The 15,852-nt window shown below is 62.1% G+C and carries 16 protein-coding genes; 7 read left to right on the top strand and 9 right to left on the bottom strand.

The window, feature by feature from the left end:
• Positions 1-306: 306 nt before the first annotated feature.
• Positions 307-1,644, top strand: coding sequence for a DUF6402 family protein (locus HBH1_RS09805; RefSeq protein ID WP_102662590.1), 1,338 nt, complete (start codon positions 307-309; stop codon positions 1,642-1,644).
• Positions 1,638-2,060, top strand: coding sequence for a hypothetical protein (locus tag HBH1_RS09800; protein ID WP_102662589.1), 423 nt, complete (start codon positions 1,638-1,640; stop codon positions 2,058-2,060). Before HBH1_RS09805 ends, HBH1_RS09800 begins: the two co-directional genes overlap by 7 nt.
• A gap of 200 nt (positions 2,061-2,260) precedes the next feature.
• Here the strand turns inward: HBH1_RS09800 and HBH1_RS09795 are convergent, their stop codons facing one another.
• The 6 genes from HBH1_RS09795 to HBH1_RS09770 all read right to left on the bottom strand — a co-directional run bounded on the left by HBH1_RS09795 (position 2,261) and on the right by HBH1_RS09770 (position 7,727).
• Entirely contained in the window at positions 2,261-3,361 is a 1,101-nt protein-coding gene (locus tag HBH1_RS09795) for a porin (protein ID WP_102662588.1), read from the bottom strand.
• Positions 3,362-3,888: 527 nt separating this feature from the next.
• Positions 3,889-4,665: a peptidylprolyl isomerase gene (locus HBH1_RS09790; RefSeq protein WP_006712622.1), complete on the bottom strand. Its 777-nt coding sequence runs from the start codon at positions 4,663-4,665 to the stop codon at positions 3,889-3,891.
• A gap of 91 nt (positions 4,666-4,756) precedes the next feature.
• Positions 4,757-5,041 carry a BolA family protein gene (locus HBH1_RS09785; protein WP_006712621.1) on the bottom strand — a complete coding sequence of 95 codons (285 nt, stop codon included), beginning with the start codon at positions 5,039-5,041 and terminating at the stop codon, positions 4,757-4,759.
• Positions 5,038-5,658, bottom strand: a complete 621-nt coding sequence (locus HBH1_RS09780; RefSeq protein ID WP_102662587.1) for a septation protein A — start codon at positions 5,656-5,658, stop codon at positions 5,038-5,040. The genes HBH1_RS09785 and HBH1_RS09780 overlap by 4 nt, the downstream gene beginning before the upstream one ends.
• A 133-nt stretch (positions 5,659-5,791) precedes the next feature.
• On the bottom strand, positions 5,792-6,187 hold the full coding sequence (gene msrB / locus HBH1_RS09775; protein ID WP_006712619.1) for a peptide-methionine (R)-S-oxide reductase MsrB: 396 nt from the start codon (positions 6,185-6,187) through the stop codon (positions 5,792-5,794).
• A 64-nt stretch (positions 6,188-6,251) separates the two neighbouring features.
• Positions 6,252-7,727 carry a protein adenylyltransferase SelO gene (locus HBH1_RS09770; RefSeq protein ID WP_102662586.1) on the bottom strand — a complete coding sequence of 492 codons (1,476 nt, stop codon included), beginning with the start codon at positions 7,725-7,727 and terminating at the stop codon, positions 6,252-6,254.
• Between the two features lie 173 nt (positions 7,728-7,900).
• Here HBH1_RS09770 and HBH1_RS09765 point away from each other — a divergent pair, with 173 nt between their 5' ends.
• The 5 genes from HBH1_RS09765 to HBH1_RS09745 all read left to right on the top strand — a co-directional run bounded on the left by HBH1_RS09765 (position 7,901) and on the right by HBH1_RS09745 (position 11,907).
• Positions 7,901-8,836, top strand: coding sequence for a branched-chain amino acid ABC transporter permease (locus tag HBH1_RS09765; protein ID WP_102662585.1), 936 nt, complete (start codon positions 7,901-7,903; stop codon positions 8,834-8,836).
• A 2-nt stretch (positions 8,837-8,838) separates the two neighbouring features.
• On the top strand, positions 8,839-10,062 hold the full coding sequence (locus HBH1_RS09760) for a branched-chain amino acid ABC transporter permease (RefSeq protein ID WP_102662584.1): 1,224 nt from the start codon (positions 8,839-8,841) through the stop codon (positions 10,060-10,062).
• A gap of 8 nt (positions 10,063-10,070) precedes the next feature.
• On the top strand, positions 10,071-10,829 hold the full coding sequence (locus HBH1_RS09755; protein ID WP_102662583.1) for an ABC transporter ATP-binding protein: 759 nt from the start codon (positions 10,071-10,073) through the stop codon (positions 10,827-10,829).
• Positions 10,822-11,532, top strand: coding sequence for an ABC transporter ATP-binding protein (locus HBH1_RS09750; protein WP_102662582.1), 711 nt, complete (start codon positions 10,822-10,824; stop codon positions 11,530-11,532). Before HBH1_RS09755 ends, HBH1_RS09750 begins: the two co-directional genes overlap by 8 nt.
• A gap of 93 nt (positions 11,533-11,625) precedes the next feature.
• Complete coding sequence (locus tag HBH1_RS09745) at positions 11,626-11,907, top strand: hypothetical protein (protein WP_102662581.1); 282 nt, start codon at positions 11,626-11,628, stop codon at positions 11,905-11,907.
• A gap of 59 nt (positions 11,908-11,966) precedes the next feature.
• Here HBH1_RS09745 and HBH1_RS09740 read toward each other — a convergent pair whose 3' ends face one another.
• The 3 genes from HBH1_RS09740 to HBH1_RS09730 form a co-directional block, all read right to left on the bottom strand.
• The gene (locus HBH1_RS09740) at positions 11,967-13,274 is read right to left on the bottom strand and encodes an MFS transporter (RefSeq protein WP_102662580.1); all 1,308 of its coding nucleotides are present in this window, start codon (positions 13,272-13,274) and stop codon (positions 11,967-11,969) included.
• 138 nt (positions 13,275-13,412) lie between these two features.
• On the bottom strand, positions 13,413-14,171 hold the full coding sequence (locus HBH1_RS09735; RefSeq protein ID WP_102662579.1) for an SDR family oxidoreductase: 759 nt from the start codon (positions 14,169-14,171) through the stop codon (positions 13,413-13,415).
• Between the two features lie 36 nt (positions 14,172-14,207).
• Positions 14,208-15,641, bottom strand: coding sequence for an aldehyde dehydrogenase family protein (locus HBH1_RS09730; RefSeq protein ID WP_102662578.1), 1,434 nt, complete (start codon positions 15,639-15,641; stop codon positions 14,208-14,210).
• Positions 15,642-15,852: the final 211 nt, after the last annotated feature.

Genomic DNA, 15,852 nt, shown 5'->3' with positions numbered 1-15,852 from the left:
AGCTCCGGACCCACCGCCGAACTACGCTGTGGTCCAGCCTATATTCCTTGGCAAGCCCTCTGGCACTGCCTCCCGCCAGATATTTCTGCACTACTTCCTGCTTGAACTTCACATCGTACTTCGCCATGAAAAACACCCCAAAGGTTGGATTTATGTCCAACTTTTGGGGTGCAGTTCACATGGGGTTTTTTTATTGCCAGACCGTGTGTCGACTGCGATGCAGTCAAGCTGGCTCTTTGGACGGCAGATCAGCACGATTTCGGACGTTAGCATGTTGGGCTCATCATTTCCCCATTCGAGAGTCACATGGCAAAGGTCAGGAAAGTCCCTTATTACGTAATCGAACGTTCTCTTCTGCGAAGTCCGCGCTGGCGGCTATACAAGGGCTCGGCCGGCGCGGTTCCCATCAATACATTTCAAACGATTTCCTTCGATCGGCTCCCACCAGGCTCGGCTACGAAAGCAGACCCCCTACTACCCAATGTGACGCCGGGAGGTGTACGAAAGGAAAAAACGCGCGAAGAAAAAAATAATCCGGGAAGTCCTGATAGGCCGGAATCAGCGACTCAGCAAAAGCGGATTTCTCTATTTCGACAGCGCTATATCGACGCTGAAGATCGGGAAAAGCTTGCGATCTTCGATCTTCAGGATATTCCGGCAGCGATGGAGAAAATGGGGTGGCCAGTCGCGGCCAAAGCGGCAAGAAGGTGGTTTTCTGGCCAAGCACATGTCTATAACGATCAGCCTGATTCTGAACAGCCGCTGGATGACTCGATCGTGTCACTGCGGTGGGTGCTTGGATATAAGGCCGTCAAGAGTAAATTTGACGAGTTGCTTCGCTCAGATATTTATTCCGAGAAGGCGCTCGCGTTGGTGGAGCGTAAATTGCTTGAGCGGGTTCGCGATGCCTTCCAGCGTTCTCAAAGTGCCAAGCCAAACCTAAACTTTGAGACAGAGATCATCAACTCAGACCTCCGACAGTTTCATATTGACTGGCACTTCCAGCGAAAGAAAATAAGCACGTTTGACACCTCAGATTGGGACTGGATGACGCCGACTGATTTAACTGCGACGCTAGGAAATTTTCTTCTGTATGTAGCGATAGGAAGAGTTGAGGTTCAGGGGCAGCGATATTTTGATTACAGCCAGAATCCTTATCGGTACTGTATGGACGCGGAAGCCAGGATGACCCATGTCTACGTGTATTTGAAGGACAACTACTCTTTCAATGACAAGGACCCGGCAAATAGCCAGTATCTCGGTCACTGGAACAAGCATGGAATGACTTCTTCTTTGGTGATGGCTGCCAATGAGCTACTTGGTCAGTATTATCCGTCAGTGAAAATGCGTCTGAAAGGCGGAAAGAAGGAGGAATACAGAGTGGACTGGGACTATCTACCTTTTCCGCAAAAGCCGCTTGATAAGCCAATCGACACGCGACGTTCCTTTTTGAGGAAATTTGTGGAGATGGATGTTTATTGGCCTGTATTCAACCGCTCCTACAATGATTGGAGAGCGCGCAACGACCAGGGTGAGGATTTCATGATCTACAGTAAGCCTGAACTTCATAAGCTGGAAACTCCCATCACGATCAAACTCGGTACGTTAAGCCGTCCCTGCAAAGCCGGATCACCCATATGCTGAGTAGGTCCGCCCTGATGTTTGTTTCGGCTTTCCTGATATTCGCGATCTATCTTGGCTTATCCGGAGGACACAAGGTTGATTGCGGCAGGTTCGACTACACGGAAAGATTAAATGGCGGATCAAAGGAAATTCTAGGGCAGCAATACCTCATCACCATTTGCGGCAGCGGCACCGGCAATGGCGGGTTGTATGCCGATGATCCTCCTGACGTCGCTGAAATAAAGGTCTCAGATAGAGCGGGACACGTGCTGGTCAGGAGATACCTGACGATCGAATGGGATAACCCCTTGGGTCACCGGGCCTTGAGTATCGATCACGCCGGGATCAACTATCAGGACGACGCGGATCAAAAAAATTACGTCATTCCAGTACCACCATCTTTTTCTGAGCAATTAAAGGCCAAATTCCTGTTTTAGAGCGTTTATCCAGTCAGGATGAGGTTCAGCCGACCGGAGGAGCGGATGAAGTTACTTTCAGGAGCTTCCACAGTGCTGCTGGTAAGCACCAAAAAACAAAAAAGCGCAGTTCCGAAAGGAACTGCGCTTTTTCTTTCTGCTTTCTGAATGCTTCCCGTTGTTAGCACGCTCTCCCAGGGGAGAGCGCCTTCACGCCCGGATCAGAAGATGTGACGAATGCCAACACCCAGGGTGGTGACGTTGTCCTTGCCGGCGGCCTGGCCGGTCAGCTCGTAGCGGGCTGCGTCCTTGGCCTTGTTGTAGTCCACGATGGTGTACAGCTGGGTGCGCTTGGACAGCGCATAGTCAGCCCAGGCCACCACGGCGTAACGCTTGCCGTCGCCGACATTGCCCACGCCTGCTACCGAGGCGTTCTGGCTCTTGTCGTAGTAGAAGGCGCCAGTCAGGGACAGGGCGGCGGTTGCCTGGTAGGAAGTACCCAGGAAGTAACCCTTGTCCTTGCGCTGCACGCCAGCGATGCCGCCCGCCGAGGCGGTGCTGTTGCTCATGGCCATGTAGGCAGCGGTGGTGCCGGTGCTGTCCTTGATGTTGTAGTAGCCGCCGAACAGCTTGGCTGCGCCGATCTGGTAGGACGCCGACAGGTTGTAGGTGGTGTCCTTGTTGTCGCTGTTGGTGGCGCTCACGGTTTGCTGCCAGCCGCCGCCGACCGAGAACGGGCCGGTGGTGTATTGCAGCGAGCTGCTGATCTGGCTACCGCGGCGGGCCGAACCGGCTTGTTCGCCAGCGGCGTAGGACAGGCCGACGTTGAAGCCGCTGAAGCTGCCGTAGTACTTGATCATGTTGCTGTTGCGCACCAGGGTGCCAGCAGCCGGCAGCCAGGAGTTGCTGTCGTAGTTACCGACGGTCAGCGGGTCGAAGTGGTCAGCCATCAGGTCGAACAGGGGCGTGTTCTGACGGCCGATGGACACCTTGCCGAAGCTGCCACCCAGGCCAACCCAGGATTGACGGTTGAAGATGGTGTTGGCCTGGCTCATGCTGCCGTTATCACCGTTGAAGCCGTTTTCCAGCTGGAACATGGCCTTCAGGCCGCCACCGAGGTCTTCGGTACCCTTGAAGCCCAGACGGCTGTTGGCGATGGCGCCGTTATCCATGCGCACGTTGCTGTTGCCCTGCGCATTGTCGCTGCTCAGATAGCGGATGCTGGTATCGACGATGCCATAGATGGTCACGGTGGATTGGGCAAACGCGGCGCCGCCGGTGGTCAGGCCGGCTGCCAGCAGCAGCATGGAACTCTTCTTCATAGGTATCTCTCCTGAAAGCACGAATGTTGTGTTGTTGATGGCGTCGTGGATCAGCCTTGTGTGCTTCTCCCCGAAACACCTTTTTCTTGGCTGCGAACCGGGACTCCCTTGCTTCCTGCTCCCGTGGCGATTCGCAGCCTGTCCCTATTTGGAACAGGAACGAAGAATATCAGAACGATGGTTCGTAAATTGCGCAAAATGGTGCAGGTTTATTCTTCTTTTTTAATTATTTAGTGAATTTATATGTTTATAAAAAATTTATTGGATAAATCTTTTATAAGAATAAATCTTCACTATGACGTAGAAGATGGTGTTCCCGTAGGGCGGGAAGGCATCAAAAAGCCGCTTTTGGGAGAAATTGCGAAGGATTTGGACGTTTTTTTGACGGCTACCGCATGAGTTGTGCGTCAATTCGTAGCTAAAAAGCAACATGCCCGGCAAGGAAACCTTGTCCGGGCATGTCGGTGGAGGGCGGTGGAAGACCTGGGTCTTCCATCAGCCACTCGGGCTGCGCAGGCGGGAGGGGCTTATTGCACCTTGGCCTTGGCGCGCAGTTGTTCCTGATAGGCCTGCAGCTTCTTCTGTTGCAGGGCTTCAGCGATCTGCGGCTTGACTTCTTCCAGGGTCGGGACCTTGGCGGCGCGCACGTCTTCCAGCTTGATCACGTGCCAGCCGAACTGGGTCTGCACCGGAGTCTGGGTGATGTCCCCCTTCTTCAGGGCCACCATGGCGTCGGAGAACGGCTTGACGAAGGAGGCCGGGCTGGCCCAGTCCAGATCGCCACCGTTGGCGGCCGAACCGGTGTCCTTGGATTGCTTGGCCAGGTCTTCGAACTTGGTGCCGGCCTTCAGCTTGGCGATGATGGCTTCGGCGTCTTCCTTCTTGTCCACCAGGATGTGGCGGGCGTGGTATTCCTTGTCGCCGGCCTGGGCCTTGAACTTGTCGTATTCGGCCTTGATGTCGGCGTCCGACACCGGGTTCTTCTTCAGGTAGTCGGCGATCAGGGCGCGGATCACGATGGACTGGCGGGCCAGTTCCAGCTGGTTCTTGACGTCGGTGCTGTTGGCCAGGCCTTGCTTGTCGGCTTCCTGCATCAGGATTTCACGGTTGATCAGCTCTTCCTTGATGGCGCCGCGCAGTTGCGGGCTATCAGGCTGGCCTTGCGCAGTCATCTGCTTGACCATCAGTTCGGCGCGGGAGGACGGAATCGCCTTGCCGTTGACGACGGCCAGGTTTTGGGCGAAGGCCGGGATGGAAGCAATTGCGAACAGCAGCACCAGCAGACGAGCGGGTTTGAATGTCATTGTTGAATCCTAGAAAAGAAAGGAATGAATCAAAACGGAGAAAAAAACAGGAGGGGGCTTGATAAGCAGGCGTCGGTCTTTGTTCTTGGTCTCAGTTCTTTGCCTCTGACGGGGAGAGCGCCACTATGGCCAGCGCATGGATCTCCTGCTGCATCAGGTCGGACAGGCAATCATACACCAGCCGATGGCGGTTCAACCGATTTTTGCCCTCGAACAAGTCTGAAACCAGGCGGATCCTGTAATGTCCTCCGCCCGAGGCTGCACCCGCATGTCCGGCATGCTGGGCAGACTCATCTTCGACCAGACATTCGGCTGGCGAGAAAGTTGCAGTCAGACGTGAACGAATGCGTTCTGCACGGGTATCGGCGCCACTCATTCGGCATCCTTCATGTACTTCGACAGGAACAGGCTCTGGCCGATGATGAAGGCAAACATCAGGCCCATGCTGCCGAACATCTTGAAGTTGACCCAGGTGTCGAGGGCATAGTTGAAGGCGATGTAGAGATTGAGCACGCCCATGGCGGCGAAGAACACGATCCAGGCCAGGTTCAGGCGCGGCCAGATGGCTTCGGGCAGGGTGACCTGCTTTTCCATCATGACGCGGATCAGGTTCTTCTTCATGAACAGTTGCGACACCAGCAGGGCCAGGCCGAAGGCCCAGTACAGGATGGTCGGCTTCCACTTGATGAAGGTATCGTCACGGAAATAGATGGTAGCGCCACCGAAGACCACGATGATGGCCAGGGACACCCACAACATGCCATCCACCTTGCGACGGCGCAGCAGCAGCCAGGCGATCTGGCCCAGCGAGGCGATGATGGCCACGGCCGTGGATAGCAGGATCGGTGCCTGGGTGGCGGTGACGGCACCGGCCGACATGGCGCCACCCAGGTATTGCATCACCAGGTCCTGGGCGGCCGAGGGATGGCCTTCGGCCCATTTGAAGACGCCGAAAAACAGGATGACGGGGAACAGGTCGAACAGGAACTTCATCGGTTGGCTTCTTCAGGAAAAGTCAGTAAACGGTTGATCGGCGATCATCCGGCCCGTGCTGCCCGTGCTACATGTGTTGCATGTGTTGCATGTGCCGCATGTATTGCCAGCGGTGCAGCGCGGGCCGCCAGGCTTATGCCGGGTCGAAACGCAGCGAAGCCGAGTTGATGCAATAGCGCAGTCCGGTCGGCGGCGGGCCGTCCGGGAAGACGTGGCCCAGGTGGGCGTCGCAGACGTTGCAGATGATCTCGGTGCGAATCATGCCATAACTGCGGTCCACTTTCTCGCGTACGTTGGCCGGATCGATGGGCTCGAAGTAGCTCGGCCAACCGCAGCCGGAGTCGAACTTGGCATCCGAGGTGAACAGCGGCGTGTCGCAGCACACGCAGGTGTAGGTCCCGGCTTCGTGGTGATCCCAGTAACGGCCGGTGAAGGCGCGCTCGGTGGCGGCTTCGCGGGTGACCTGGTATTGCACGGGGTCAAGTTGCTCGCGCCATTGGGCTTCGGTCTTTTCTACTCGTTGGGTCATGCTTGGCTCCTTGGTGATGACGGGCGATGCCGGCATTAACTGTATTAGCGGAATGAATGGCCGTTCAGGAAGAACAGCTCACTTCCAGATGGCTGGCCCAGTCGGGGGGCAGGTCGGCATAGCGGTCGAATTCAGGCTGCTCGTCGAAGGGGTGGCGCAGGATGGTCTGCAGGCGCGCCACCTCGGTGAAATCCTTCTGTTGCGCCTTGTCGATGGCGACCTGGGCGAGGTAATTGCGTAGGACGTATTTGGGGTTGACCGCATGCATTGCAAGGCGGCGGCCGGCGTCGTCGCTGTCCTCGGCGCGCAGGCGGGCGCGGTATTGCGTGGCCCAGGCATCGAAGGCGGGGCGATCGATGAAAAGGTCACGCAGCGGCTCGTCGTTGGCTTTATTGCCGATCTGCAAGTCGCCCAGGCGGCGGAAGAACAGCGTGAAATCGACATGACCTGCCTGCAGCAGGGCGAACATGGCCTCGATCAACTGGCTGTCGTCGGCGCGCTGGGTGCGCAATCCCAGCTTGGCATGCAACAGCGCATCATGCTGCGCCTGGAACACGGCCTCGTAATCGGCCAGCGCGGCCTCGGTGGCCTCTACCGAACCGATCAGGGGCAGCATCGCCTGGCCCAGCGCAAAGCAGTTCCACTGGCCGATGCGCGGCTGCATCTGGTAGCTGTAGCGGCCCTGGCTGTCGGTATGGTTGCAGATGTGGCGGGCGTCGAAGGCTTCCATGAAGCCGAAGGGGCCGTAATCCAGCGTCAGGCCCAGGATGGACATGTTGTCGGTATTCATCACCCCATGCATGAAGCCCACTGCCTGCCATTGCGCCATCAGCGTCGCGGTGCGGCGGGTGACTTCCTTCAGCAGGGCCTGATAGGGGTTTTCTTCCCGCAATAGTTCCGGATAGAACTGCTCCAGGACGGCATCACCCAATACCTTGAGATCGTCAAACCGCTGGTTGTAGTACCAATGCTCGAACGAGCCGAAGCGGATGAAGCTGGGAGCCATGCGGGTCACCACCGCTGCGATCTCGGCGGTTTCGCGCTGCACGCGCTGGTCCGAACCGATCACGGTCAGGGCGCGGGTGGTGGGGATGCCCAGCGCCGCCATGGCTTCCGAACAGAGGAATTCGCGGATCGAAGAGCGCAGCACGGCACGGCCGTCGCCCATGCGGGAGTAGGGCGTCTTGCCGGCGCCCTTGAGCTGCAGTTCGATGCGTCCCTGACCGCTGGCTGCCGGCAGGTCGCCCAGGGTGATGGCGCGCCCATCGCCCAATTGACCGGCCCAGACGCCGAACTGATGGCCCGAATAGACTGCCGACAGCGGCTGCGAGCCCGGTGCCAGCTGGTTGCCGGCGAAGATGTCGAGAAAGCCGCGATCCTCCGGTGCCGGGCGGGCCAGTCCGATGGTGGCAGCGGCCTCGTCGCTGAAACCGACCAGGTAGGGATCGGGCAGGGGCGTCGGTTGCAGCCGGGTGTAGAAGGCCGGGGGCAGGGCGGCGAAGCCGTTGCCTAGCGGCGAAAGCAGATAAGGATGGGTCATAGGCAGCCTGTGGGGCCCAAAGCGGGCCACAATCCGCTATTTTGACAGAGAAGCGCGAATCCCATAGGATCGCTCCACTTTTGCGTCCGGCCGCGCTCGGCCCGGCGCCTCGATGCTGTCTGACCCGGTCTGACTCCTATTGAACCCACCGCATCCCTGGCAAGGCTGGCAACTTGGAATTCGCGCTGATCACCTTCCTCAACGGCCTGGGCTACGGCTTCCTGCTGTTCCTGCTGTCCTCGGGCCTGACGCTGATCTACAGCATGATGGGCGTGCCCAACTTCGCCCATGCCAGCTTCTACATGCTGGGGGCGTACGTCGCCTATGCGATTGCCGGCGTGCTGGGCTTCTGGCCGGCGCTGCTGATCGCACCCCTGCTGGTGGGCGCGGCCGGCGCGCTGGTGGAGCATTACGGCCTGCGCATCGTGCACCGCTACGGCCATGTCCCGGAATTGCTGTTCACCTTCGGCCTGTCCTATCTGGTGGTGGAACTGGTGCAACTGGTGTGGGGCCGCTCGCCGGTGCCTTACCGCATCCCGCCGGAACTCGATGGCACGCTCTTCACCCTCTATTCGACCAGTTTCCCCATCTACCGTGGCTTCATGCTGCTGGTAGCGGCGCTCATGCTGCTGGCCTTGTGGCTGCTGCTGCGCCATACCCGCATCGGCCTGCTGATCCAGGCGGCGCTGACGCACCCGCAGATGGCCGAGGCCCTGGGGCATAACGTGCCGCGCGTGTTCATGCTGGTGTTCGGCGGCGGCTGCGCGCTGGCCGCGCTGGCCGGGGTGATCGGCGGCAATGCCTTCGTCACCGAGCCGGGCATGGCAGCCGCCGTGGGCAGCATCATCTTCGTGGTGGTGGTGGTGGGCGGGCTGGGTTCGCTGGCCGGGGCCTTCATCACCTCGCTGCTGATCGGCCTGATGCAGACCTTCGCGGTGGCGCTGGATGTGTCCCTGGCCAGTCTGGGCGTGCAGGTGCCCAGTGGCAGCGCGCTGGCGCCACTGGTGCGCCTGACGCTGGCCCAGGCGGCGCCGGTGCTGCCCTATCTGCTGCTGGTGGTGATGCTGGTGGTGCGCCCCAAGGGGCTCATGGGCAAGCGGGAGGGCTGAGCATGAAGCGCATCGTCCTGCCCTGGCTGTGCCTGGCCCTGCTCCTGCTGGCGGCACCGCTGGTGTTTCCGCAAAGCGCGGCATTGTCGCTGCTCTCGCAGATGGGGACGATGGTCTTGCTCTGCCTGTCCTACAACATGCTGCTGGGCGAGGGCGGCATGCTCTCCTTCGGCCACGCAGTGTATTCGGGCCTGGGCGCCTTCGGTGCGATCCACCTGATGAACCGCATGAGCGAAGGCGCGCTGGCCTTCCCGCTGACGCTGGTCCCCCTGGCGGGCGGCCTCACCGGCGCCCTGTGCGGTGTCGTGCTGGGCTATCCCACCACGCGCCGCGCCGGCACCACCTTTGCCATGATCACGCTGGGGCTGGTGGAACTGGTCTCGGCCTGCGTGCTGATGTTGCCCGAGGTCTTCGGCGGCGAGGGTGGCATCTCCGGCAACCGGGTCGTCGGCGCGCCGGTGCTGGGCATCAGCTACGGGCCGCAGATCCAGGTCTACTACCTCATCGCCGGCTGGCTGCTGGTCTGCGCCATGGCCATTTGCGCGCTGCGCCACACGCCGCTGGGACGCATCCTCAATGCCGTGCGCGACAATCCGGAACGCGCCGCCTTCATCGGCTACGATCCGCAGCGGGTGCGCTACCTGGCGCTGATCCTGTCGGCCTTCTTTGCCGGCGTCTCGGGCGGGCTGTCGGCCATCAATTTCGAGATCGTCAGCGCCGAATACGTGGGCGCGCTGCGCTCCGGCGCCATCCTGCTGTTCACCTTCATCGGCGGCACCGCCTATTTCTATGGCCCCATCGTCGGCGGCGTGGTCGGCGTGCTGTTCTCGTCCTGGCTCTCGGCCTATACCCAGGCCTGGCAGCTCTATCTGGGCGCCTTCTTCATCCTGATCGTCATGACCACCCCGGGCGGCCTTGCCAGCCTGATCGACCGCGGCTGGCGCACCTGGCGCGATGGCGCCTTCGACCGGCGCCTGGTGTGGCGTCTGGCAAGCTGGCTGCTGGCCGCGCTGGTCACGCTGGCCGGCGTGGTGCTGGCCACCGAGATGGCCTATCAGGCCAGCCTGGGCAGTCTGGCCGAAGGCAGCGATGGCGCGGCGCCCCTGCAGTGGTGGGGCGGGTCCATCGATGTGCATGCGCCGCTGCCCTGGATCACCGCCGCCATGCTCATCGTGGCCGGCGCGACGGCGCTGACCGTGTGGCGCCGGCAGGGGGCGGGCCGATGAGCGCGCCGATGAGTACGCCGTTTTCCCTGGACATGCAGGGCCTGACCAAGGCCTTCGATGGCAGCCAGATCCTGCGCGGCGTGGATCTGCAATTGCATCCCGGTGAGCGCTGCGCATTGATCGGGCCCAATGGGGCCGGCAAGTCCAGCCTGTTCAACCTGGTGTCGGGCCGTTATCGGGCTGATAGCGGGCGCGTGCTGCTGTACGGGCGGGACATCACGCAGTGCTCGCCACAGCAGATCAATCGCCAGGGGTTGGCGCGCAGCTTCCAGATCACGAGCCTCTTCCCGCGCCTGACCGCGTTCGAGAACGTGCGCTGCGCCTTGTTGTGGACACTCGGCTACCGCTACGCCTTCTGGCGCCGCCTCGGTCAATTGCACGACGCCAGCGCCCGTGCCCAGGCGGTGCTGGAGCGTGTCGGGCTGGGCGCGCGCGCGCAGGTGCCGGCCGGCGAACTGAGCTACGCCGAGCAGCGTGCCCTGGAACTGGCCGTCACCATTGCCGCCGATGCCGCCGTGATCCTGCTGGACGAACCCACGGCCGGCATGAGCCGGGCCGAGAGCGCGGCGATGGTGGCCCTGATCCGCGAAGTCACGGTGGGCAAGACCCTGCTGATGGTGGAACACGACATGCAGGTAGTCTTCGACCTGGCCGACCGCATCGCGGTGATGGATAACGGCCGCGTCATCGCCTGCGACAGCGCCGAGCGCATCCGCGCCAACCAGGAAGTGCAGGCGCTCTACCTGAACCGGAGGCGACATGGCTGACACCCTGCTCAGCGTCCACGACCTGCAGGCCTGGTACGGCCAGAGCCACGTGCTGCAGGGTGTCTCGCTGGAAGTGCAACGGGGAGAAATCGTCAGCATCCTCGGACGCAATGGCGCCGGCCGCTCCACCTTGCTCAAGGCCCTGATGGGCCTGGTGCGCAGCAGCGGCGACATCCGCTTTGCCGGCGCCAGCATCGCCGGTCTGCCCACCCATGCGATTGCCCGGCGCGGGATGGCTTATGTGCCAGAGAGCCGGGACGTCTTTCCCACCCTGAGTGTGGCGCAGAACCTGCTGCTGGGCCGCCAGGGCGCGCGCCAGCCGGTCGACGCCTGGCGCGAGGAAGAGGTCTATGAGTTGTTCCCGGCGCTGGCCAGGCGTCGCCAGGTCGCGGCCGGATCGCTGTCAGGCGGGGAGCAGCAGATGCTGGCACTGGGCCGCGCGCTGCTGGGCAATCCATCGCTGGTGCTGATCGACGAGCCCACCGAAGGCCTCTCGCCACAGATGGTGGAACAGGTCGCGCATTACCTGACGCTACTGCGCCGCCGGCAGGTGGCGGTGCTGCTGATCGAGCAAAAGCAGGCAATCGCCCTGGACCTGTCGCAGCGGGTCTATGTCATGGGGCGCGGCGAGATGGTCTTTCACGGCACGCCCGCCGCGCTGGAGGCGGATGCTGCCGTGCAAGCGGAGTGGCTGGCGCTGTAGCCGACAGGACGCGCCTGGTTCTGCCCGCATGGTCGATGGTGGTAACACCTGCCCGCAGGCAGAATCGCCGCTTTACCTGCCGATGAGACTGTCATGCTGCCCTGGCTGATCCTGATGTCCTGCGCCGTACTGGCGCTCTTCGCCGCCGACCGCGCCTGGCTGCGCCACATCAGCCGTGAGGACCGGCCCCTGCACGATCCCGACGGCTACCTGGAGATGACCGCCCGCATGACCGAGCTGTGCCACGGCGACCGGGGCAGGGTGGATGCCCTGCTGGCGCTGCAGCGCCAGCGCCATCCCCAGGCCACGCAGGCCGAGGTAGTCCGGCTGGCCATGCGTGAGCTGCTGGAACCGCAATCGTCCTCCCACCCCTGAAACGACAAACGGCGGCTCCAGGGAGCCGCCGTTCTGCGTTCAGCGTTCAGCGAAGCAGATTACTTGTTGACCAGCTTGGCCGGCAGGGTCAGCGTCAACAGACCGCCGATCACCAGCGAGGCCGCCAGCACGTACATGCCGGCATTGGTGCTCTGGGTGGTGTCCTTGAGCCAGCCCACCAGGAAGGGACTGACGAAACCTGCCAGGTTGCCCAGCGAATTGATCAGCGCAATCCCGGCAGCCGCTGCGGTCCCGGACAGGAAGGCCGTCGGCAGGCTCCAGAACAGCGGCAGCGTGGTCAGGATGCCGACGCTGGCCAGCGTCAGCGAGGCCATCGCCAGGGTGGTGTTGTGGTCATAGACGGTGGACAGCAGCAAGCCGATGCAGCCCAGGAAGGCCGGAATGGCCACGTGCCAGCGGCGCTCGCGACGGGCGTCGGCGCTACGGGCGATCAACACCATCGCGGCGGCGGCGAAGGCATAGGGAATGGCCGTGAGCAGGCCCACATTGAGCGGATCGGTCACGCCGGTGGTCTTGATGATGGTCGGCAGCCAGAAGCTCACGCCGTACAGCCCCATGACGAAGCAGAAGTAGATCAGCGCGCCCAGCCAGACCCGGCCATTGGAGAACATGGCGCCCAGGGAAAGGTGTTCCTTCTGGCTTTCCTCGTGGCTGATATTGGTTTCCAGCAGGCGCTTTTCATCTTCGTCGAGCCAGTCGGCATCGCGGATGCGATCCTTCATGTACAGGATCACCAGCACGCCCAGGATCAGCGAAGGAACCGCCTCCAGCAGGAACATCCACTGCCAGCCGGAATGGCCCCAGACGCCCGGCATGGCATGCATGATCCAGCCCGAGAGCGGGCCGCCGATCACGCCCGAGAGCGCGATGCCGGTCATGAACAGCGCGGTGATCTTGCCGCGTCGCGCTGCCGGGTACCAGTAGGTCAGATACAGGATCACGCCCGGGAAGAAGCCGGCCTCGGCCACCCCCAGCAGGAAACGCATGATGTAGAACATCTGTGGCGTGGTCACGTAGGCCATGGCGCCGGAGATGATGCCCCAGGTGATCATGATGCGGGCGATCCACAGGCGCGCCCCGACCTTGTGCAGGATCATGTTGCTGGGGACTTCGAAGACGAAATAGCCCAGGAAGAAGATGCCCGCGCCCAGGCCATAGACGGTATCGCTGAACTTCAGGTCCTGCAGCATCTGCAGCTTGGCGAAGCCGACGTTGACCCGGTCCAGGTAGGAGGCCACGTAGCACAGGAACAGCAGGGGCAACAGGCGCCAGGTGACCTTGGCGTAGGTGGCGTCTTCAAAGGATGCGCGTGCGCCGTCGGCAGCCGCGCCTGCTTGATAAGTCATGTCTCGCTCCAGTAGATTTTTTGACGTTATGTTGTTTTACGTCGCCGACCCTTCTGTGTGGCCGGCTGACGGTGCCCAGCATTGTAGTGGCGGGGGCAGGATTGTCAAAGCAATATCGCCCCGCGCACATGAAGGTGTTTACACGCAGCGCCCGCCATCGACCTCGATGCACACGCCGGTGACGAACTGGGCTTCGTCCGAACCCAGGTAGAGGCAGGCATTGGCGATGTCCTCGGGGGTCGAGAAGCGACCCATGGGGATGGTGGCGACGAACTTCTTGCGGTTTTCCGGGGTGTCGGGCACGCCCATGAACTCGGCCAGCAGGCCGGTGGCCGAGATCACCGGATTCACGCAGTTCACGCGGATCTTGTCGGGACCCAGTTCGGCCGCCATCGACTTGCTGGTGGTGATGACCGCGCCCTTGCTGCCGTTGTACCAGGTCAGGCCGGGACGCGGACGCACGCCGGCGGTGGAGGCGATATTGACGAAGGCGCCGCCGCCGACCTGGCGGAAGTAGGGCACGAAGGTCTTGGCCGAGAGGAAGATACTCTTCACATTGACGGCATAGACACGGTCGAATTCTTCCTCTTCCACTTCCAGCATGGGGCGGTTGCGGTGGGTGGTGCCGGCATTGTTGACGACGATGTCGAGCTTGCCGAACTGTTCCAGGGCGGTGGCCAGCAACTGGTCCATATCGGCCCGCTTGGACACGTCGGCGCGGGCGAACACCGCCTTGCCACCGGCGCGCTTGATCTCTTCGACCACCCGCAGGCCGCCGGCCTCGCCGATGTCGGCCACGACGATGGCCGCGCCTTCACGGGCATAAGCCTTGGCGATCCCCTCGCCGAAACCCGAACCGCCACCCGTGACGATGGCTACCTTGTCTTGCAAACGCATGATGTGTCTCCTTGAAAAATTGGGATTGAAACGATCTCAGCCGTGGCGGATGGCGATGGTCTTGAGGACCGTGAAGCCATAGAGCGCCTCGAAACCTTTTTCACGCCCGTGGCCGCTGGCCTTGACGCCGCCGAAGGGCAGTTCCACGCCGCCACCGGCGCCATAGTTGTTGATGAACACCTGGCCGCTGCGGATGGCCCGCGCCAGGCGCATCTGGCGCCCGCCATCGCGGGTCCAGACGCTGGCCACCAGCCCATAGTCGGTGCCGTTGGCCAGGGCGATGGCCTCGGCCTCATCCTCGAAGGGCATGGCCGCCAGCACCGGGCCGAACACCTCTTCCTGCGCCAGCCGGTGACGCGCGGGCACATCGCGCAGCAGGGCCGGGGCCTGGTAGAAACCGCTGGCCGGTGCACCGGGAGCGACTTCGCCCTGCGCCACCAGCGGGATGCCGTCGCGCCGGGCATCGGCGAGGAAGCCGGCCACGCGCTCCTGCTGGGTCTTGCGGATCAGCGGGCCGCAATCCAGGTCCATCTGCGAAGAACCGACCCGCAGTTGCGAGAACAGTCCCGATAGCCGTTCCAGCACCTGCTCATAGGCGCCGCGCTGCACCAGCAGGCGGCTGCCGGCGGAGCAGGTCTGGCCGGCGTTCTGCACGATGGCATTGACCACCACCGGCAGCATGGCCTCCATGTCGGCATCCTCGAAGACCACCTGCGGCGACTTACCGCCCAGTTCCAGGGTGACCGGCGTATGGTGGTCGGCCGCGCCGCGCACCACCAGCTTGCCCACGTTGGGCGAGCCGGTGAAGGACACATGGTCCACGTCCGGATGCTTGACCAGCAGGTCGCCAGCCTCATGGCCGTAACCGGTCACGATATTGAGCGCACCCTCCGGGAAACCCACCTCGGCCGCCAGCTCGGCCACCCGCAGGATGGACAGGCAGGCATCTTCGGCCGGCTTGACCACGCAGGTATTGCCGGCCGCCAGGGCGCCGCCCACGCAGCGCCCGAAGATCTGCATCGGGTAGTTCCAGGGCACGATATGGCCGGTCACCCCGTGCGGCTCGCGCAGGGTCAGCACCGTATAGCCGGCCTGGTAGGGAATGGTCTCGCCATGCAACTTGTCGGCGGCGCCGGCATAGAACTCGAAATAGCGCACGATGGCGGCCGCATCGGCGCGTGCCTGCTTCATCGGCTTGCCGCAATCGCGGCCTTCCAGTTGCGCCAGTTCTTCCTGGTGATCCTGCAGCTTGTAGGCCAGTTTCATCATCAGGCGGCTGCGCTCGGCCGCCGACAGCTTGCCCCAGGCGCCCTCATAGGCGCGGCGGGCGGCGCCGACGGCGCGGTCGATGTCGGCGGCATTGCCGCGGGCGATGGCCTCGAAGGGCTGGCCGTCGGAAGGATCGATGACGGGGATGCTCTCGCCGGAGGCGGGGGCGACCCAGCGGTTGTCGATGAAGTGCTGTTTCATGGCGGTGCTGTCCTTGGGTGGTAAGCGCAAAGCGCAACTGGAGTGGAGCAGGTGGAGCAAGGTGAAGTAAAACGCAGCAGGCGGCATGGACGAGGTCAATCCCGGACGCACGGTCCGCGGGCTGGCCTGGAAGGGGCTGGTCTCCTGAGTCGTTTTGCTTTTTGTGGTGAGCCAATCTAAGCCAGGGCGAACAAGCTGTCAATTGAATTTA

The sequence above is a fragment of the Herbaspirillum sp. BH-1 genome (genome assembly GCF_002870055.1).
Lineage (GTDB): Bacteria > Pseudomonadota > Gammaproteobacteria > Burkholderiales > Burkholderiaceae_D > Herbaspirillum > Herbaspirillum frisingense.
Note: the sequence above shows the minus strand (reverse complement) of the source record. Positions and strands in the feature narration are given on the sequence as shown.